This is a genomic window from Neokomagataea anthophila (assembly GCF_018122595.1).
Taxonomy (GTDB): Bacteria; Pseudomonadota; Alphaproteobacteria; order Acetobacterales; family Acetobacteraceae; genus Gluconobacter; species Gluconobacter anthophilus.
Genome location: NZ_JAGRQH010000009.1, coordinates 26,705 through 46,272, shown reverse-complemented (window position 1 = coordinate 46,272; position 19,568 = coordinate 26,705). Strand labels below are relative to the sequence as shown.

Below are 19,568 nucleotides of genomic sequence, written 5' to 3'. Positions count from 1 at the left end.
TGCCGAGTTCGTTATCAAAACATAATTTGTTGTTAAATGAGTGGGTGGCTATGGACATTAGAAGAAGTATAGCTTTTGCTACTGACCCGCGGCTACTCTTTATGATTATTATGCCGACGGAGCAATGTAATTTCAGATGTAAGTATTGCTATGAAGACTTCGAGATTGGCAACATGAAGAGCGATACTATATCGGCTGTTAAGGCTCTTATTTCGCGACGTGTAGCGAGTGGTCTTAGAAAATTACAGATCAACTGGTTTGGAGGGGAGCCACTCTTAGCAAGAAGCATCGTGGAGGACATTAGTCGCCACGCTCTAGATGTTACAGAAAACACTGACTGTAGTTATTTAGCTGGAATGACTACAAATGGTTATTTGTTAACAGAAGAGCAGCTAAAAAAAAATTATAACGTCGGCATAAAATCTTATCAAATAACGTTGGATGGTCCAAGTTCAATTCATAATCTTACTAGGATACGAAGAAATGGTTCTGGTTCATTCGAAAGAATATGGGAAAACCTTATAAAGGCGCGTGATTCTCAAATAACTGCGAATTTTTTATTGCGTTTACATGTTACTGCCCAAAATATCGAGTCCATAATTGAATTTGCAGACGTTCTACGTGCTGAATTCGGTAGCGATGGCAGATTTAAATTTTTTCCTAAAATTGTAAACAACTACGGAGGTGCACATTTTGATATTGGGTCTATTCCTGGACGCGAGAATGCCGCTGAGGCGCTATCGAAAGTGCAGCAGGCGCTCGGTCTTCACGTCCCTGTAGGGCACGGACCCGCAGCAGGAGGTAGTTGCAATTCGTGTTATGCTGCACAGCCAACCTCCCTTGTTATCCGTGCCAATGGCAGAATTAACAAATGTACCGTTACCCTAAATGATCCGAAAAATGATGTCGGGTTTCTGAATGACGACGGAACCGTAGAGATCAGTGATCAGAAGATGAATTATTGGCTTAGAGGCCTTGCGTCTGGCCGCCCGGAACAGCTTAGTTGCCCCGCTTTTACTAAGTGAAATGAGTGCCCTTCGCCGTGACGTATCTTTTGACAAAAAGATTATCCGAGAAGATACATTCTCCCGAACACGATGGCTTATTTTGCATCCTTCGTCTTTTGAGGGCACACGCTGGATACTGTGATTTTCCATCGTTGCTAGCGGAGTTTTGTCCTCCGGCTTCAGGCCATAGCTTTAGCGACCTATTGGCGGTATGTAGAAGAGTTGGCTTTGTTGCTGTAGCACAACAAGGTAATCAAAATATTTTGCCCGATGGGCCGGCAATTTTGCATCATGAAAGCGGTCGTTTTCTGGCGAAAATTTCTTTTGGTGCGCCTAATCTCATCTACGATCCGTGTACGGGGGAAACATACGCTGTCCTGTCTCAAAATTATGGCGGACTCAGTGGATATTACATTTCTATCAAGTCTTGCTTTCCTGTAAGAGAGAGAATATTTATCAAACCTTATAAACTTTATTTGTTGCCACAGCATAATTTAATTAAAGACCAATTCAATGAAGTTTCTGCGGAGCTCTCCTCTCTGGTTACACTTTACGAAACCAGAACATACCAGCTCCATCCAGATAACATGACGGTGGAACGAATATGTGAAATTCACCGGTCTAGCTACATCCGAGACCATGCTTGGGGCGGTAGAATTCGGGAGAAGCCGCTTCGGAGAGGCACTGCTGAATTTGTGGATCACGGATTGGTGTCCCTGTACCTGAAGGCGTGGTGTGTTTTATACAATGATTCAAAAATCTCTTACGATCAAACAAATAGCAGAGATTACTTTGCCCGCCTCCTGTCGGATTTAAATGGTATACATCCGTTCACTGATGGGAACGGACGATTAGTTGACGCGGTTGCCTCTTTAGGTTGGCCGACTTCACAATCCACATACGCCATCTGCCCCGTAAATCGATCACAGCGCTATGTCGCCTCTTGGGCAGCGGGTTTAGGTGATATACGACTGTTTGCGCATCTTTTGACTTCAGCTCCATTTGAAGCTTCTGCTCTGATGTTGCAGCCCTCTCCTATTGAAGAGCTATGCTCAACATTTTGTCGAGTCCTACGCATCAGAAATTTTCTTACTGATGATGAAATGCAGGTCGTTATGGCTGCTGTCCGCTCAGACCTTCCGTCGTTCCGTGCTGCGGGCCTTTTAGGGCTTCGTCTCGGCTCAAACACGAACGATATTCGTGTTGCGAATGTAAGCTCTTTGTCTTCTGACCTCTTTGAGGTCTTGGAGAGTAAATTTAGGGTGGTTCTGGAGCGAGCAGCCCAACTATTGCGTATACCGTGCTCGCAAGATGATGTGTTAGAGATACAAGTTACTAACACTCCTGCAGGCGGCTTTTTCTCTGCACATGTCGACAATGGACATAGCAAGGTAAGGTCTCGCAAACTGACATTTGTTTTATATCTCGGGGACGACACGACTTTCTGTGGTGGCCAAATAGCATTTTATCGCGCGCGAAACCGCTCCACAGGCGATCCCGAGGGGGCCGAATTGGTGTTGCATCCTATTAAAAATAGCGTCGTATTTTTTGATCCAGATGTATTGCATCAAGTAACCACTGTTGTTCCTATCATCCAAGATAGTAACCGTCTTACAATCAATGGTTGGTTAAAAAACCCAGTTACGGAAGGCCCCTCAGAATGTTCGACATCTAGCATTGAAGGATCGATAATTCCTGCGCTAACTTGTGGTGCACACAAAAACTGACTTTTCTATTTACTAATAACGTTCATATATGGAGTGTTTGTGTTGAGCGAATATAAGAAAATACTATGCTTCCGTATTGGTGATGGTGCATTGGACCTTAGGGTGACCAAAAAGAATTATCTAAGTATGGTAAGCGCTTTCTGTTGTCTTTTCTTGTTCAGGCCGGCGTTTTCCGCGGAGCCTACATCTAATGTGCGTCCGGGATGTTTTGACTTCAGCTGGGTTGGCTCGCGTGAATTACCTCGAAAGAAGGTAGGTATGATGGTTCCTGTGGAAGTCAACGGACAGCATGGGTATTTGCAGTTAGATACAGGTGCTCCTACCACTGTATTGTACGGGGAAGTTTCTGATCAGCTGCATTTGACCGCTGGAGGTCAAAACAGCCTTGTTCCGAATTCTTTTTGTGCGGGAAATGTATGTTGGAGTGACCTATCTTTAGGTATAGACCGTAAGAAGAAAATTAATGGTACTAAAGTTATTGGACATATAGGGCTGAATGTATTCAGTGGTCATATTGTACTTATAGACTATCCGAAAAAAAATGTGTGTATATTGAAAAACGAAGAAGACGTTAAGTCTTTTTCTTGGTCAAGTGCTATTTTAGAAAACAATACATTTTACATAACCGGGAATGTCGGAAGTAAGAACTTCCACCACCTGTTGTTCGACACAGGATCCAGCCTTTTCACGATTCAGATTCCACCTGTTATATGGGCTAGCATTCCGGGCGACACCGCAGGCGCACCAGCCATTGTAGGTGGTACATACGACGGTAAAAGTTCTGTAATAGTAAGCAAAATCGCGAATGACGGCGTTACCATTGGCCCTATCACTTTGCGTAGACCCGTGGTCTACCAGAGCTCTGATGCATTAGCAGATGTAATCGCTAATCGTGGGGCCGACGGCTTGATTGGAAACGCTGCTTTTTTCAGGAATACTATAATACTAGATCTAAGAGACCCTGCTCGGTTCGGTGTCTCAAATGATTTATTTGATAATGAACGCGATCTCAAATCTAGCAACTAGAACTCCTCGTAGAAGTAGGTTGGCATTAGAAGCGGGTTTGCAATCGGACCTCGAACAATGGCTCACACCGTATCTAGAAGCTCTGAGTAGCAAGACGCGGCGTTGAATTTGCGAGAGCAATATTGCAGGCCTGATCTGGCCAAGAGATCGCAAAGGCCCTGTTGCAAAGTTGAATATCCTGTTGGAAACCACTGCTGGTGTTAGCGTAGTGGTTTGGCAGATGCGTGATTTCAAGGGTCGTCATTTTGGTGGTGAAGTGATCCTAGGGGCGGTGCGCTGGTATTGCCTCTACGGGATAGCTGCCGCGACCTTGAAACCATGCTGGCCGAGCGCGGTGTGAGCGAGGATCATTCAACGATCTACCGCTGGGTTCAGAGGTATGCACCCGAGATGGAAAAACGCTTACGCTGGTATTGGAAACGTCCGGGGTTTTCCAGCAGCTGGCGGGTTGATGAGACTTACATCAAGGTCAAAGGGAAATGGGCGCATCTGTACCGGGCTGTCGGCAAAGGTGGTGATACGATTGATTTCTTCCTCTCACCGACCCGGAACACTAAGTCCGCTAAACGCTTCCTGGGCAAAGCCTTGAACGGCCTGAGGGACTGGGAGAAACCTGAGACAATCAATACGGATAAAGCCCCAACCTACGGCATAGCCATCAACGAACTCAAGAAGAACGGTAAGCTCCCCGACACGGTGAAACACCGTCAAATCAAGTATCTGAACAATGTGATTGAGGCTGATCATGGCAAACTCAAACAACTGATCAGGCCGGTTCGTGGCTTGAAAAGCCTGAAAACGGCTTATGCGACGGTTAAGGGGTTTTAGGTCATGCGCGCCTTAAAAAAGGGACAAGCTGAACTCTTCCAATTCCAAAAGTGTATCATGGGAGAAGTGCATCTCATCGAAAGACTATTCAGCTTCTAAGCCGTTTGAAAATCAAAACAAATGGGATGCACTCAACCCAGACTTAACTTTGCAACAGGGCCGATGTTTTGCCTTTTGACGACGATGCTGCTGCCCACACGGCAGAAATTCGGGCTGATTTAGAAAACAGGGGCTGTGTCATTGGGCCGTATGATCTCATGATCGCTGGCCATGCTCGCAGACGAGGACTCATCGTCGTAACCGGAAACCTTCGAGAGTTTACAAGAGTACATGGTCTTCGCTCAGAGGATTGGCTACCAAAATGAGGGTGCCTCAGTCACCAGCTAAGGCATGGAGTTTAGCCGAAGGCTGCTATGGGGGGAAAGTGGACAGACGGGTTTGGAAATTTAAAATTGTCCTTATAGGGTACGTTTTGTAGACTTAAGGAAGATTGTATGAGGATTTGAATTCAATGCCCGACGATAGACGTCGAATTCCCCAAGACCCAACCTACTTTCAGGCAATAGGATTAGCTGCTGTTGCCTTTGCACGGTTGGAATGGGATGCCGTTTGGTGCTGTGAGCGGTTAGAATTGGGCTACATAGATACTATAGATGCTGAGAAAAAGACAGCTGGGCGAATTGCATCAGACCTAATAAAGTTATTTTCTCGTGTAACAGATCCCAATATTCGTTCAAAAATAGAACCATTTTCGCTTGAGTTTAAAAAAATAGTACTTGATCGTAACGGGATACTCCATGGAAAACCTGGTTCACTACCAAATGGAGACCAGAGGTTATTTCGGAGTGGTGTTCCTTGGACCATAGAAGCAGTGGACGAATTTTCAGATCGCTGCACAAGAGCTTCTTTGCCGCTAAACGCCTTGCTCAATAACGAGTTCAAGGAAGGCAGTATCGTAGTTCTCGATCCCGCTTGATGGCCAGATGTTGGATTATCGACTCACTTCGGCTATTGTCTGCGCGAATTATTAACGGGACAAAGTATTTCTAGCAGGTAAGATAACGTTTGCTTCGTGATATTAGAGTATCATGAATAAAATAAATTATTTATTTCAAACAGAGATAAAAATTACTCTATAAAACCTCAGGATAACGATATCTTATATACCGCTCCAGATCAAAACAAGCCGTTGAGCAATTATTGACGACAAATGATACTCTTTCTCTTAAAGAATATGCATGGTCAGCATCCATTTCGCGTTCATTCATCACTATCAAACGTGATTCTGGTATGAAAGTATAATTATAGATATATTTTTTATTTCTATTTTCGCCTCCATTTATCAAAAATAGCAGTTCTTCGAAATACTGCAAAACAAATCTAAATCTTTGATTCAGATCCTCGTCTCGGGTCGGGAATATATTCCCGTAACCATCGAGTGCTTCTTGAAAAACCACTGGGATTCTATTAATTGAAAATTCAAAAATTCTTGGGCTACGAGAGAAGAGATTCCCGTGTGTACGAAATCCAGAATATTCCACGTAATTTTTAAGAAAATCCACCAAAAGTGGACGCCACGGCTCCTGACTAAGTGAGGCTGCCACCCAATTCTCGTGGTTTCTCTTCAAATTGAGTAGGGATTCAACAGGGTAGTTCTGTGGATTGGTATCCACTTCGGTATGATGATTTGAGCACAGAAGAATATGGTTTTCGATGCTGGAGACCTCTAACGTGCGATTATCAGTTCCTCTGGGACCTCTGATTTCTTTTGGCTCTATATGGGCATTTTCACCGAATTTCCGTCGAACTTCAGTCGTATCTAGCCTGCAAATATTGCAGCGACCCGCAGATCTACTGTGAAGAAGCTTACTATCAGAATGTGATAAGGTTCTACGGCTAACCATCTAAAAAATACCTTTCAATAATTACTGCTTTGACATCCTATCCTTAAATTTTTGGCATCGCCAATCCACGAGTTATTTTAATGCTGAGCATGGCCTCGCTCATGTCTGTTTCCTTAATTACGGACCGCATTCAATGTCTGAAATGAGGCGAAACCGGGCCGAGTACTTGCGTTTCCTGCGGACCGTAGGGAGGGACGTATTCATGACGTGCCTCCCCTCCCCTATCAATTTTCAGCCTTGTCTTCTTTATCCAACTGAGCTTTGAAATCATCGTAAAGACTTGGAACAGCGTTCATAACGAAACTTGCAAAGTCACTCTTGTTGCCTGCCTTAAATACAAGATTTGTGGAATGTTTTTTTTCTTCTAATGATATAGTGAACACTTGGTCAGTAGATTTCCAAGACGGTGTGTTAATCTTTTGGCTTTCCCTTGCCTTGGGTTTTTTCTCAAAATGTGACTTTCCATTTTCAGTGTAAATGTGTTTTAGAATTTCATTAAATTTTTCTTCGTCTTTTGATTGGTTATTGTTCGCTACTAGTAAATCCCATGATGATTTATTTTTCATCTCTCTAATATTCTCTGCTAGCTCTTGCCAACGAGGTCGACCGATGTTTGGGCAAGGGCCTAACCACTCGATAAGAATTGGCGGTACATTTTGAGAAACAGTAAGCATTCGTGATAGCGTTGTTTTGTCGATGCTCAAAGCCTTCATTATTGTTGTTCGGTCATAATCTTGCTCTAAAAGTCTGTGTGCAAATGTTGCTCTCTCAATATATGAGAGGTCTGCCCGTGCGCTATTTTCTTGTCCTTGAGCTATAATGAGATCGTGGTTTGAAAGCTCCCGAACTGTTGCTTTGATATTCAGCCCCAGTTCACGACAAGCGCGTAGGCGTCGATGCCCATATGCTGTCTGATACATGCCATTTTTAGAGGGGTGGGGGCGGACTAGAATTGGTGAAAGCTGACCAGTATCTTTAATGGCTTCTTTTAATTGCTGGTAGGCTTCTTCGCCGCCTCTCATGCGATCTGAAATAAATGATGTTTCGATCAAGTCTGGTGATAGCTCAATGACGGTATTCCCGCTCTTTAAGAGGTTTTCAAGTTCAGCGGCTTCGTCAGCTTTTTGACGTAGAGAACCCAAGCTTTTAGCTACTGATCCGAGTGCGCCACTACTACGATATGATCCCGACAGAGACGTGGGTGGTGTCGATTGCTTATTGTTTTCACTTGTAGATTGCGTTGCGATCAAACTACCCAAACTGTGTTTTCTAGCCATTATACTACCCCTGAGATGATGATCTTATTGATCCCATGTTTGATGAGCCATTGCGGTGTTCATTTGTTGACAGCTGTCAACTCCACTTCATGCCAATGGAGTTACACGTCTCGTCCCCACGCGCTGAAAATAAGTTTCTGAATTTCAGTATTTACGGCAGTTACTGATTCTATAGCGCGGTCGTAAGTCGAACCAGTGAATTGCTTTCGCTCTATCTCGAATAAGGTTTGTTTTGTGATTGCAGCGTCAGAGACTGCAGTACTTTTTAACATTGGATGGGTTAGGACATGTCCCCCAAATACTGTCCTCATAAAGCCGGACATTTGCGCTTGAGGGCCGTCAGAAGGTTCGTAGCGCGTAAGAAGATATCTGACCCAATCATAGGATACGTTTGCTCCCGCATCTCGCAGATGTGTCATGACATCCCCCATCATTAGCAAGAATTGACACATCGACATAACGTCCAACATTTGAGGGTGGACAGTTACGAGGAGGCCTGTTGCGGCACATACAGCCGACATAGTTAGATATCCAAGCTGCGGAGGGCAGTCGATCACAATCACATCGTATTTATCTTCGACGTCTTGAAGTGCCTCATCCACGCGAGAGAAAAAGATTGCACCAGCTTGATCTGACGACGCCAATAGCCGAGGAGTTTCGTATTCGAATTCCATGAGTTCGATGTTGCCGGGAACAATATCTAATCCTGGAAAATTAGTGTGACGGATAAGCTCTGTTAGAGAACGTCTTTGGTCGTCGTATCGAATGGCACCATACAATGTTTCATTGGCGTGAACGTCAAACTCAGGTTGAAATCCATGTAGAGCTGAAAGGCTGGCCTGAGGATCAAGATCAATTGCGAGCACTCTCAATCCATTCAGAGCAAGACCTTGAGCAAGATGAGCAGCAGAAGTTGTCTTGCCGCTTCCTCCTTTGAAATTAACAACCGAGATAACTTGGAGGCCTTCGTTACCGCTGCGAGAAGGAATATATTTCTTATTGCCTCGTGCATTTTGGTCTAAGTATTTGCGTAAATTAGATATTTGCTCTGCTGTATATTGGCGTCGACCGCCTGCTTCTAGGGCTGGAATAGGTCCTTTTCCTTCTAATGCCAAATTGCGCAAGTAACCAGGTGCCAAGCCTAGCAATTTAGCGACTTCTCCGATTTGGAATGATCGGAGCTTCTTTGAAGCATTGGGTGGAAATAGTTCAAGGCGATGGGCTTGAAGTCTTTCAGAGAGAGCTTGTGCTTGTTGTGAAAGTAACTCGTCAACACCGTTGGTAAGTTGATGGTCTGTATGGGGTGACACTGTCATCTTAAAACCTTTCTAATGAATATTAATTTCAATAAGTGCGGTTTGTATCGCATTTATTAATATTAAACGCATTTAATGATGTGAGTTGACAGCTGTCAACAAGATAAATCTAAAAATTGAGCTGAGCAGGAAAACAAAGAGATAATGACTAAATCCCCCTGCCAGCCGGTCTCCCGCGCTGCAACAGGTGGGTCACCCGCCCTCCTCGCCATGCTCAGCGCCGCTGGCGCTTGTGCGTGACTGCGGTGGGCCGGTGATCCTGCCGCTGCGCGGCACTGTTGCACCCCGAGAGCCCGCCTGCCCGGCTTGATGCTTGAAATCCACAAGACTGGAACGAGCCTCATGCGCCGATATGCTTTCCCTTACATTCCGAACCGCCCTGTCCGCGTCCCGCAACGCTGGACCGACACCTTTGCTCCTCTGTCCTGCCGTCGGTGTTCGGCGGTTTGGGAGGAGGGTGATCCTGCTTTGCGCGTGCCATGCCGTGGCTGTGGGGCAGGGCCCTCCGAGCCATGCCGTCGCTCAAAAGGGGGGAATGAGCGGGTCTGTGCGTGCCGTGATGAGGATGCGGTGCGTTTGGGGATTTTAGAGCCTTGCGAGGGGCTGACATGGGATGGCCGCCACGAAAAGCCACTGCGTCTGCGGGCTGAGCCTGTGCCTTCCGCCTTGATGTGCCGTGCTGTGCGTACCGGTGCCCCCATTAGCCGATGGGGGTAAGCGATAGAGCAACAGCCCCCCGCTATCACAACGCTCTTGAGTGATGGCGGGGATGCGCGCCTTGCGCGAGGCGCCCGCGCTGCGTGCGCTGAAACGGTGTCTGTAAACTGCGCCTTCGCCGCAGCCCACAGACGCGCTTGTGCGCTACTGAGCGGGTTAGCAGAGCGGTGTTCTGAAATGTGACGAACAGCCACCTCAGCCAACAACGTGTCACGTCATGCCCGTGACACCACCGCGTTCCCACATCCACAGGAAAAAGACACACAAAGAGACGCCAGCACAAAAGCAAAAGGGAAAGGGAAAAAGAAGGGAGAACAGAAGACAGAAAGTAGAACAGGGAAGGGAGGCACCACGGGATCGCTGTGCCGTGCAAGGGGTGGGTCCGTCCGTGTCCTCGCTGCGCTGCGGGCCGGGCGGTCCCGGCGCAAGCGCCGCCCGTGCACGGCCCAACGACGCCGTGGTTGCCGGAAAGGGTCAAGAGAGGAGAAGACAGGCATGACCCGCCAAAGCCAACCCATTCCCGCTGGTTTTTCGTTAATCCAAGCCCATCGCGAGGGTTGGACCCTGCACACTCTGCCCCATCCGCAAAACGGCCCTGAGGGTGAAACACAGCTGCGTGGTCTGGATTGTGGCGATCAGCAAGCCTGGTGGCGCGTGGCCAGCAAAGCCCGCCTTGGCTCGCGCTATCATCTCAGCGCTCTCGCCCTGATTTCGGCCGCTGAGCGTGAGCAGATCGCCTTGCGTTTCGGCCCTTTCTGACATTTTGCGGCTCACCCCGCACCAATCCCGTCCTGCCCCTTAATACTGAGCGCTAACACCCCCGGTCTGCCCCGCGCAGGAACCGGGTGTTGGCGCTTGTCCGGAGTGTGCCATGCGTACGACCCAGCTGAGCTTTTTCGAAACGTCCGCCCTGAATGATGCCCCGTCTTTGTTCTGGGGGAGTTTGCCCGGTGACAATGCCGTCGCCGAAGCCCGCCAAGTGGCGCAAGAGGTGGTGGACGTCGTCAAGCGCGATTTCCGCCTGAGCGGTACGCGCGGCCTCGCCGCAGGCTGGAAAGCGCGCGGGCGCGATAATCTGAACGCCATTCGTGTGCTCACACAGCTGGAGACCGCAAACCGTCCGGCCACAATCGATGAACAAGCGCAATTGGCGCGCTTTACCGGCTTCGGAGCAGGCGAGCTGGCCAATAGCCTCTTTCCGCGTGCTGGCGAAGCATTCCGTGAGGGCTGGGAAGATCTCGGCCAGCAGTTGGAACAAGCAACCAGTGTGCAGGAGCGCGCGGGCTTGGCACGGGCGACCCAATACGCGCATTACACCCCCGAAGTGATCATCCATGCTGTGTGGGATGTGATCCTGCAAATGGGGTTCAAGGGCGGTAAGGCGCTGGAGCCGGGGTGTGGGACCGGATTGTTCGTGGCAGCGATGCCTGAAACGCTTGCAGAGAACACCGCCTGGACCGCTATTGAAAACGACCCGCTGACCGCGCGGATCACGCAAAAGCTCTTCCCTAATCAATGGGTGCGCCAGGAAGATTTTACCAAAGCCCGTTTGGCCGACCGCTATGATCTGGCGGTGGGCAACCCGCCCTTTAGCAACCGTACCGTGCGTGGGACAGATGCGTTGGGCAAGATGGGTCTGTCCTTGCATGATTACTTCATCGCGCGTGCTGTCAGCCGTTTGCGCCCCGGTGCGCTGGCCGTGTTTGTGACCTCGCGTTGGACGATGGATAAAACCGACCACAAAGCGCGTGCGCATATTGCGGAGATGGCCGATTTGGTCGGGGCCGTGCGCCTGCCCGCAGGGGCGATGCGCGATGATGCGGGCACCGAGGTGGTGGTGGATCTTCTGGTGCTGCGCCGCCATGTCCCCGGCGAAGACACAACGGATACCGTCTGGCAAGATGTGGGCACGGTGCCGCAGAGTGATCAGGGCGATGGTGCGCTTCAGATCAACCAGTATTTTCTGAACCACCCTGAACAGGTGCTGGGTCAGCATGGATGGACAACGGGCCAATATGGACCGGAATATACCTGCACCGCCCCTGCGATGCAGGCTTTGGACGAGGCATTGCCCAATGCGTTGAGCCGTCTCAAAGGTCAGGTGCGGTTCCCAGAGCCGCAAGCTGTGACGCCGCACAGCGCTCAAGAGGCGCGTGCCGCGTTAGCCAGTGCCGGGCAGGGGAGTGTGCTGCGTGAGGGCAGTTATGTCCTGATGAAGGGGGACCTCCACCAGATCATCGATGGCGAGACGACCTCGGTTCTGGTCCGAAAGGGGGAGCAGAAAGAGGGGATTTTCCAAAAACACGCCAGCATCATCAAAGGGTTGATCCCCGTGCGTGATGCGGCGCGCTCTGTGCTGCGTGCGCAGATGGAGAATGCGCCTTATGCCGTGTTCCAAGGGGATTTAAAACGGGCCTACGCCGCGTTCGTCAAAGATTTTGGTCCGATTAATCGGGTGAAAACCAGTGTGCGGGTTGACCCGGAAACAGGCGAGGAGAGCAGCACACAACGCCGTCCGCATTTGCAACCGTTCTATGATGACCCGGATGTCTGGCTGGTCAGTGCGATTGAAGAGTATGACGAAGACCGTGACGAGGGGCGTCCTGGTCCGATCTTCTCAGAGCGGATTATCCATGCGCCAAGCGAGCCAGAGATTGCCAGCGCCCATGACGCGCTTGCGGTCTGCCTGCATGAAGTGGGTGGGGTGGATATGCCTCGGATTGCGGAGTTGCTGGGGTGCAGTGAGGAGGCGGCACAGGCCGAGCTTGGGGAGGCGGTGTATCGTGACCCTGTGCGCAGCACGCCGGAACGTCCGCTCTGGGTGATGGCCGATGAGGCGTTATCAGGCGCGGTCCGTACCAAGCTGGCCCAAGCCCGCGAGGCCGCAGAGACGGATCCGGCCTACACAAGCTTGGTGCGTGCGTTAGAAGACGCGCAGCCTGCGGATTTGCGCCCCAGTGATATTACCGCGCGTTTGGGTGCGCCGTGGGTGCCAGCCTCGGATGTGGAAGCCTTCATTGCTGAAAAAATTGGGGTTGAAGCCCAGGTTTGGCACACTGCCGAAGTCGCGGCCTGGAGCGTGGAGAAAGCGCCGTTTTACGGCAAGGCCGAGGCGACCTCGACGTGGGGAACACAACGACGCCCTGCACAAGACCTTCTGGAAGATGCGCTTAACCAGAGCACGCCCAAAATCTTCGATACGATCCGCGACGCAGATGGTGAACGTCGTATTCTGAACGCCCGTGAAACCGAAGCCGCCAAAGAAAAGCTGATGGCGTTGCGTGAGGCGTTTAGCCAGTGGGTCTGGGAAGACGGTGAGCGGGCACAGCGTTTGGTGCGGCTGTATAACGACACGTATAACAATCTTGTCCCGCGTCAGTTTGATGGCCGACATTTGCAATTGCCGGGGGCGAGCAGCGTTATTCGTCTGCGCGACCATCAAAAACGCGTGGTGTGGCGGATCATTACCGCAGGCAGCACTTATATGGCGCATGCCGTAGGCTCCGGCAAAACCTTCTCCATGTGCGCGGCCGTCATGGAGCAAAAGCGTCTGGGGCTGATCCAGAAAGCGATGGTTGTGGTGCCGGGGCATTGTCTGGCGCAGATGGCGCGTGAGTTTCTCATGCTCTACCCCACCGCCAAGATTTTGGTCGCAGATGAGACCAATTTCGTCAAAGCCAAACGCCGACGCTTTCTGGCACGGGCCGCCACAGGGCAGTGGGACGCGATTATCATCACCCATGATGCGTTCAAGTTTATTCCGGTTGAGAGCGCGTTTGAGCGCCAGATGATCGCCGATCAGATTGCCAGCTTTGAGACCATGATGGAGAAGGTGGATAGTTCCGATCGCTTCTCACGCAAGCGCATTGAGCGGCTCAAAGAAGGGTTGGAGGCTAAGTTATCCGGCTTGGAAGCCCGCAAGGATGATCTGGTGCATCTGGGTGAGCTGGGCGTGGATCAGATCTTGGTCGATGAGGCGCAGCAATTCCGCAAGCTCACCTTTGCGACCAATCAGTCTGACCTCAAAGGGATCGACCCCAATGGGAGCGGGCGCGCATGGGATCTCTACGTCAAAACCCGCTATCTGGACCAACGCAATCCCGGCCGCGCGTTGGTGATGGCGTCAGGCTCACCGATTACGAACACCTTGGGCGAGATGTTCAATGTGCAACGTTACATGGATCTGATCGCGCTCACACAACGCGGATTGCATGAGTTTGACGCATGGGCAGCCAATTTCGGTGAAACCCGCACTGAACTCGAATTGCAGCCCAGTGGGTTGTATAAACCGGTCAGTCGCTTTGCTGAGTTTGTGAATGTCGCGGATCTGATGGCGCTGTATCGTAGTTTTGCCGATGTGGTCCAACAAGACGATCTGCGCCAGTACGTGTCCCTGCCCGCGATACGCGGTGGACAGCGGCAGATCTTGGTGGCCGAGAGTGGGGCGGATTTCCGGTTTTACCAGAAGGATTTGCAACGCCGGATCACGGCGATTGAAGAACGCTCTGGCAAGCCCAAGAAAGGGGATGATATTATCCTCTCTGTGATTAATGATGCGCGCCATGCGGCCATTGATCTGCGCTTTGTGGAGCCATGGGGGGAGAACGACCCCACCAATAAGCTTAATCTGCTAATCCAAAACGTGTACGGGATTTGGCGCGACACCTCCGCGCAGCGTTATACCGACCCCGAAACTCAAAAACCCTACGCGTTGCCGGGTGCGGTGCAGATGATTTTCTCGGATCTGGGCACGGAAGCCGCCCAGAGCAAGCGCGGGTTTTCCGCCTATAACTGGATCCGCGATGAACTGATCCGTCTGGGCGTGCCGCGTGATGAGATCGCGTTTATGCAGCATTTCAAAAAGAGTGCGGCCAAGCAGGCCTTGTTCAAAGAGTTGAACAGTGGCCGTAAGCGGATCTTGATTGGCTCCAGTGCGACGATGGGGACCGGGGTGAATGCGCAGCAACGTTTGATTGCGTTGCACCATCTGGACGTGCCGTGGCTGGTGGCGGACATCATCCAACGTGAAGGCCGGATTGAACGACAGGGCAATCAGAACCCCGAGATTCAGATTTATGCCTATGCGCTCCAAGGCTCAGTGGATGCGACGAATTGGCAGCTTTTGGAGCGCAAGCAACGGTTCTTGGGACTGGCGATGCGTGGAGATCGAACGATCCGCCGTCTGGATGATATTGGCGAGAATGGCAATCAGTTTGCCCTCGCCAAAGCTCTGGCGTCAGGCGATGAGCGCTTGATGCAAAAATCAGGGCTGGAAAGTGAAGTGGCCCGTCTGCATCGTCTGAAAGCCGCGCATTATGATGACCAGTTCAATATTCGCCGTGCGATTGAGCGCGCCGAGCGTGATCAGCGCACCGCAGAGACGGTGATCCCGCAGATCACAGCGGCCATAGCGCAGCGTCAGCCGACCCGTGGTGAGGCGTTTCGTTTGGAGCGGAGCGTGGGCGCGCTGTCTGAGCGCAGTGATGCCGGGACATGGGTCCTGCGCGAACTGCGTAAAGCCGCGAAGGCGGGGGAGAAGGGCGCGTGGGTGCTCGGACAGATGGGTGGGTTTGATCTGGTCTGTGAGACTTGGAAGACCCGCTTTCATGGGGAAGAGAGCTGGGAGGCCACACTGGCTGTCGCCGCAGGGGAGCGGATGTTGGGTGTCGATTATGACCGTGAGACAACACCATTAGGTTTAATGGCGCGTATCGAAAACATGCTGCTGCGTTTTGAGGTGGAACTGGCGGATGCTGAGCGTTTGCGGGCTGAGGCAACGGCCAAATTACCCGGTTATCAATCCCGTTTGGGGTTGGCGTTCCGTGAGGCGGATTTGCTGGCTGAAAAAGAGCAGGAACTGGCCGATTTAGAAGCCGATATGGCGGCAGATGCGACCCGTGACACGGACGAAACAGTCGATCACGAGGATCAGATCAAGACCATGGCAGCCTAAGCGCCCCCACAAGACAGGAGAGATAACAAGACAGACTCAAAAACACGGAAAAGGGAGGGCGGGGCTGGCCTGCGCGGTGCGCTGCGGCAAGGCTCAGGCCGGGCGCGCTGCGCGCGGCCTTGCCCCAGCACACCGCGCAGGCCGTCGCCAAAAGGATAACACGCATAAAAAGGAGGCGACGCCATGTCGTATCGCATCATTTATGACCTGATTGCCGTGCGTTGGGATTTAACACAGCTGCAAAGCGTGCAGGGTGACGGGTATGAGGATCTGCATTTTTTCGACGACGTCTTTTTGCTGTTCGAGTTAGGCGGCGATAACAACGTCTATGAAGGCCAAGGTCGCCGCCGTGCACGGGATTGGAGCCTGATAGGGGCCGGTCAAGACTGGGAGGTGATGCGCGAGATTGTCGGATGGGCCGCGTCGTGTGAGGGCGGCGGGATGCGCTTTTCTGGCGAGACGCGCACGCAGGCTGAAACCTATATCCGCAAATGCCGCACGTCCTTAGCCAAGGCGGTGTCTCCTGACGCGGCGCGCGCGCTTGGCATAGCGTGTTCAGGCACGATTGTTGCGCACGAAGAACCGCATGGCGCGTGGCGTCAGGAGCGTATTGCGCGCCTTACGGCGCTGCACCCGCCGCAAGAGGGGATTGTGCCCCCCAAATGGACCGGGTTTGATCTGTTAGGGTCTGTACGTGAGGCGGCGCTGTTTTTGACCTATCGCGGCTTGAGTCAGGCGCCCATTTACAATTGCGCCTATGTCACCGGGCCCTGTCATGAGGCGGCACCGCTTTTAAAGCGTGTGCCTTCGCAATTGTCTTTTGCGGCCTAAGACCCGCTTGAAGGCGGGTTTCGTATGACGGATCCGCCTGTCTGTCTCCTTAAAAAACACCATGAGGCTGCGTGATGAACACCCTTCAATCCATGACCCTGTGCGGCCTACCCGTTGAAGTCGTCACCTATGAGGATGGCACGGCTTTGCTGCGGACTGTGGGTCTGTATCCTGTCAATGGGAATGACTGGCACGGCCCCTATGCGTCTAAAGACGCGGCCATCGCTGATTTTACGGCCAAAAAAGCGCAGCCCATCCTCACGCAGGATGACGTGGCTCGTGGCCGCGCTGATGGACGTATTGCGCGCTGTTCCGATGGTGTTGAGCGCCTGTTGTGCTGTGACGGTTGGACGGGTGCTACGCATCTGGTGGCGTTTACCGTCGCCAATGCACCGAAACCGCCCGTGCAAACTGTGAAAAGGCGCGCGTAAACGCTTCCTAGAAAGACAATAGGAAAACACAACAGGACAGGAAAAAGGAGGGGGCACCACGGGATCACCGTGCCGTGCAAGGGGTGGGTCCGTCCGTGTCCTCGCTGCGCTGCGGGCCGGGCGGTCCCGGCGCAGGCGCCGCCCTTGCACAGCACGGCGACGCCGCGGTCGCCGGAAGGGGTCACAAAAGAAGAGACGACCCCATGAACACTTCCATTCCTCTGAACCCGACCGAGACACGCTTGCGCGCTGTGTTAGTGCATCTCTGCACAAGCCTGACAGCGTTAGGCGTTCAAAAGGTCGACGTCACGTATACGGCCCTGCAGGGCAATTTTCTTGATGCTGAGGTCACTCTGGCCCCTGTGCCGTCCTGCACGCCCATGATGCCGGTGTCAGCGGACAATGCCGCGCTGGTCCATGTGCATCCTGTGGTCATGACCCTGCTCAAGATGGTGCTGGCACAACAAGAACCATCGTTTGCCACGGATACGCAGCACGCGACAGGGACGATGTCCTTACACGTTACAACGCAAAATCTGAACGTGGAGCATTACCGACGCCACATCACCCCGCGTCCAGCTAGCTGGCGTGATTAAAGCGCGAACACGCTCCTCCCCCCTCTACTTTAAAGGCTACACTTATGACCGAGATCCGTCGCGTTCATCCCAAAGATCTGCTGATCGACCCTGAAAACCCCCGTAAAACGGCGATTACCCAAGAGAGCCGTCGCCGCTTGGCCATGAATATTTCCCGTGTGGGGATTATCCATCCGCCGGTTGTCCGCGAAATGCCTGATGGAACCTTAAGGATATTGGCCGGTCATCGTCGCGTGGATGCCGCGATTTATGCTGGTTTGGAAGCCATTGATGTGATGGTGCGCCCCACAGGGGCGGAGGATGTCTTGGTAGCGGTCAGTGAGAATATGATCCGCGAAGGGATGTCGGAGACGGATCAGTGGCGTTGTGTGCGCCGGATGCGTGAAGAGTTGGGCTATAGCGACCAGCAATTATGCAGCGCGCTGATGGTCACACCGACGTATCTCAAACGCTTATGCTTGCTGGCCCGTTTGCACCCACCGATTTTGCACGCCATTGAGATCGGGCGAGGCCCGGATCAACGCCAGCGCAAAATTATCGCGCAGGCCTCGTTGGAGGAGCAGGCTCACATCTGGGGTGATTTGTTCAGCGAAAGTGTGGAAGAGGGCGAGGATCCGGCACAGTACCGTTTGAACCCGGATGATCCCGATGAGAGCGTGAGTTGGTGGCAGGTGGCGCGTGCGTTGGAATGTCAGGAATACCGTGCTGAAGATGCCCGTTTTGATGAGGTATTGGCCCAGAAGCATGGTGTTGTGTGGCGCGAGGATCTCTTTGCACCCGCAGGGGCGGAAAGCCGCTACACGCTGGATGGTGAGGCGTATGAAGCAGCGCAAAGAGCGTGGCTCGCGCAGCGCGATGCCGAAGGTATTCCCGCATTGGGGGTTGATGACTATGGGCATGCGACAGCCCCCGAGGGCTATCGTCTCGTTCAGAGCTGGCAGCCATCTGAAGACGGCGATTGTGTAGGCTACGCCCTCAATCCGCGCGATTTGACGATCATCGAGCAACGTCTACGCGCTTATAACGTGTCGCCTACCGAGCAACACAGCCGTACCGGTTATCCGTCTCTCTCGGACACTGACGCGCCCAAAACCCGCCCAGAGCTAACGAAAAAGGGCCATGCGATGATAGGCACGTATCGCAGTGCGGCCTTGCGTGAAGCCATTCGCAGCCAGTGTGTCGCGCAAGACCCGTGGACTTTGATTGCAGCACTTCTCTTGGCGCTAAACGCCGATAATGTTCATATTAGGGATGAGGGCACATCATGGAGACAAGACACCACTGTTAAAACAGCGGTGAAAACGCTTTTCCCCGAGGGTGATCTGGTGCGGGATGAAACCATCATCCGTGCGCAGGTTGGCGCTGTGCTGGCGTCCTTTATGAATTGCGAGGTGAGCGCGCATTCTGGATCAGGCAAAGCCGCGTTGTTGCTGGGCTGTCTGTTCGAGGCTGATCGCGTCATGCCGCATATGGCCCATGAGGATTTTCTGAAAGCCTATAGCAAGGCCGGGATTACGGCGGTTGCTGAAGCTTTGACTCTCGAACCACAGGATACGGGCAAAGCGACCCGTGCTGCCGTCCTCAACGCGGTAGGCGGCGGGTATTGGGTGCCGGAGGTGGCGCGTTTTGCGTCCACGAAAACAGCATGGAGCGACGCGCTGCGCGCCGACGCTGAGCGCGCGGCCCGTGACGCGGGTGTGTGCGGATCTGAGACAGGCGCTCCAGAAGACATTCTGGAGGAAGATGCGCTGGACCCTGACGACGCGCTGGCACCCTGTGACGACGAAGCGTGTGACGACGAAGACGGTGGGGACGCTGTGTGCGTGAGCGGGGCAGAGGATGAGGCCGCAGATGCGCTACAAGAGGCCGATGACCAGATCCCGTTTGTCCCGGGGGCGTTGGCAGCGATGAAAGCGGTAATGGGTGATCGTTTTGAGATCGTAACGGTCTAACCC

General features: G+C 52.2%; 14 protein-coding genes and 3 pseudogenes. 13 read left to right on the top strand and 4 right to left on the bottom strand.

Features of this window, described 5'->3' with window-relative positions; genetic code table 11:
* Positions 1 to 50 precede the first annotated feature (50 nt).
* The 6 genes and pseudogenes from KB213_RS10585 to KB213_RS10560 all read left to right on the top strand — a co-directional run bounded on the left by KB213_RS10585 (position 51) and on the right by KB213_RS10560 (position 5,564).
* Positions 51 to 1,025, top strand: coding sequence for a radical SAM protein (locus KB213_RS10585; RefSeq protein WP_346266707.1), 975 nt, complete (start codon positions 51 to 53; stop codon positions 1,023 to 1,025).
* A gap of 17 nt (positions 1,026 to 1,042) precedes the next feature.
* On the top strand, positions 1,043 to 2,734 hold the full coding sequence (locus KB213_RS10580; RefSeq protein WP_211682948.1) for a 2OG-Fe(II) oxygenase: 1,692 nt from the start codon (positions 1,043 to 1,045) through the stop codon (positions 2,732 to 2,734).
* Positions 2,735 to 2,992: 258 nt separating this feature from the next.
* Positions 2,993 to 3,760, top strand: a complete 768-nt coding sequence (locus KB213_RS10575) for a pepsin/retropepsin-like aspartic protease family protein (protein ID WP_211682946.1) — start codon at positions 2,993 to 2,995, stop codon at positions 3,758 to 3,760.
* A 220-nt stretch (positions 3,761 to 3,980) separates the two neighbouring features.
* A pseudogene (locus KB213_RS10570) lies at positions 3,981 to 4,687 on the top strand (IS6 family transposase).
* Positions 4,688 to 4,743: 56 nt separating this feature from the next.
* A pseudogene (locus KB213_RS10565) lies at positions 4,744 to 4,953 on the top strand (PIN domain-containing protein); the annotation flags it as partial.
* A gap of 146 nt (positions 4,954 to 5,099) precedes the next feature.
* Positions 5,100 to 5,564, top strand: coding sequence for a hypothetical protein (locus KB213_RS10560; RefSeq protein ID WP_211682943.1), 465 nt, complete (start codon positions 5,100 to 5,102; stop codon positions 5,562 to 5,564).
* Positions 5,565 to 5,721: 157 nt separating this feature from the next.
* Here KB213_RS10560 and KB213_RS10555 read toward each other — a convergent pair whose 3' ends face one another.
* The 4 genes and pseudogenes from KB213_RS10555 to repA all read right to left on the bottom strand — a co-directional run bounded on the left by KB213_RS10555 (position 5,722) and on the right by repA (position 9,085).
* Complete coding sequence (locus KB213_RS10555) at positions 5,722 to 6,192, bottom strand: hypothetical protein (protein ID WP_211682941.1); 471 nt, start codon at positions 6,190 to 6,192, stop codon at positions 5,722 to 5,724.
* 84 nt (positions 6,193 to 6,276) lie between these two features.
* Positions 6,277 to 6,492 (bottom strand): annotated as a pseudogene (locus KB213_RS13180) (HNH endonuclease); the annotation flags it as partial.
* Positions 6,493 to 6,716: 224 nt separating this feature from the next.
* On the bottom strand, positions 6,717 to 7,769 hold the full coding sequence (repB, locus tag KB213_RS10550) for a plasmid partitioning protein RepB (RefSeq protein ID WP_211682939.1): 1,053 nt from the start codon (positions 7,767 to 7,769) through the stop codon (positions 6,717 to 6,719).
* Positions 7,770 to 7,870: 101 nt separating this feature from the next.
* Positions 7,871 to 9,085: a plasmid partitioning protein RepA gene (gene repA, locus KB213_RS10545; protein WP_211682937.1), complete on the bottom strand. Its 1,215-nt coding sequence runs from the start codon at positions 9,083 to 9,085 to the stop codon at positions 7,871 to 7,873.
* A 342-nt stretch (positions 9,086 to 9,427) separates the two neighbouring features.
* Here repA and KB213_RS10540 point away from each other — a divergent pair, with 342 nt between their 5' ends.
* The 7 genes from KB213_RS10540 (at position 9,428) to KB213_RS10510 (ending at position 19,565) form a co-directional block, all read left to right on the top strand.
* The gene (locus KB213_RS10540) at positions 9,428 to 9,802 is read left to right on the top strand and encodes a hypothetical protein (RefSeq protein WP_211683023.1); all 375 of its coding nucleotides are present in this window, start codon (positions 9,428 to 9,430) and stop codon (positions 9,800 to 9,802) included.
* A gap of 495 nt (positions 9,803 to 10,297) precedes the next feature.
* Positions 10,298 to 10,561 carry a hypothetical protein gene (locus KB213_RS10535; protein WP_141494017.1) on the top strand — a complete coding sequence of 88 codons (264 nt, stop codon included), beginning with the start codon at positions 10,298 to 10,300 and terminating at the stop codon, positions 10,559 to 10,561.
* 112 nt (positions 10,562 to 10,673) lie between these two features.
* Complete coding sequence (locus KB213_RS10530; RefSeq protein ID WP_211682936.1) at positions 10,674 to 15,755, top strand: DEAD/DEAH box helicase family protein; 5,082 nt, start codon at positions 10,674 to 10,676, stop codon at positions 15,753 to 15,755.
* A 183-nt stretch (positions 15,756 to 15,938) separates the two neighbouring features.
* Positions 15,939 to 16,586, top strand: a complete 648-nt coding sequence (locus KB213_RS10525) for a hypothetical protein (RefSeq protein WP_211682935.1) — start codon at positions 15,939 to 15,941, stop codon at positions 16,584 to 16,586.
* 74 nt (positions 16,587 to 16,660) lie between these two features.
* Positions 16,661 to 17,017, top strand: a complete 357-nt coding sequence (locus KB213_RS10520) for a hypothetical protein (protein ID WP_249110503.1) — start codon at positions 16,661 to 16,663, stop codon at positions 17,015 to 17,017.
* 203 nt (positions 17,018 to 17,220) lie between these two features.
* Complete coding sequence (locus KB213_RS10515; RefSeq protein WP_211682933.1) at positions 17,221 to 17,613, top strand: hypothetical protein; 393 nt, start codon at positions 17,221 to 17,223, stop codon at positions 17,611 to 17,613.
* 44 nt (positions 17,614 to 17,657) lie between these two features.
* Positions 17,658 to 19,565 (top strand): ParB/RepB/Spo0J family partition protein, encoded by a 1,908-nt coding sequence (locus tag KB213_RS10510; protein WP_211682932.1) that lies wholly within the window; start codon positions 17,658 to 17,660, stop codon positions 19,563 to 19,565.
* Positions 19,566 to 19,568: the final 3 nt, after the last annotated feature.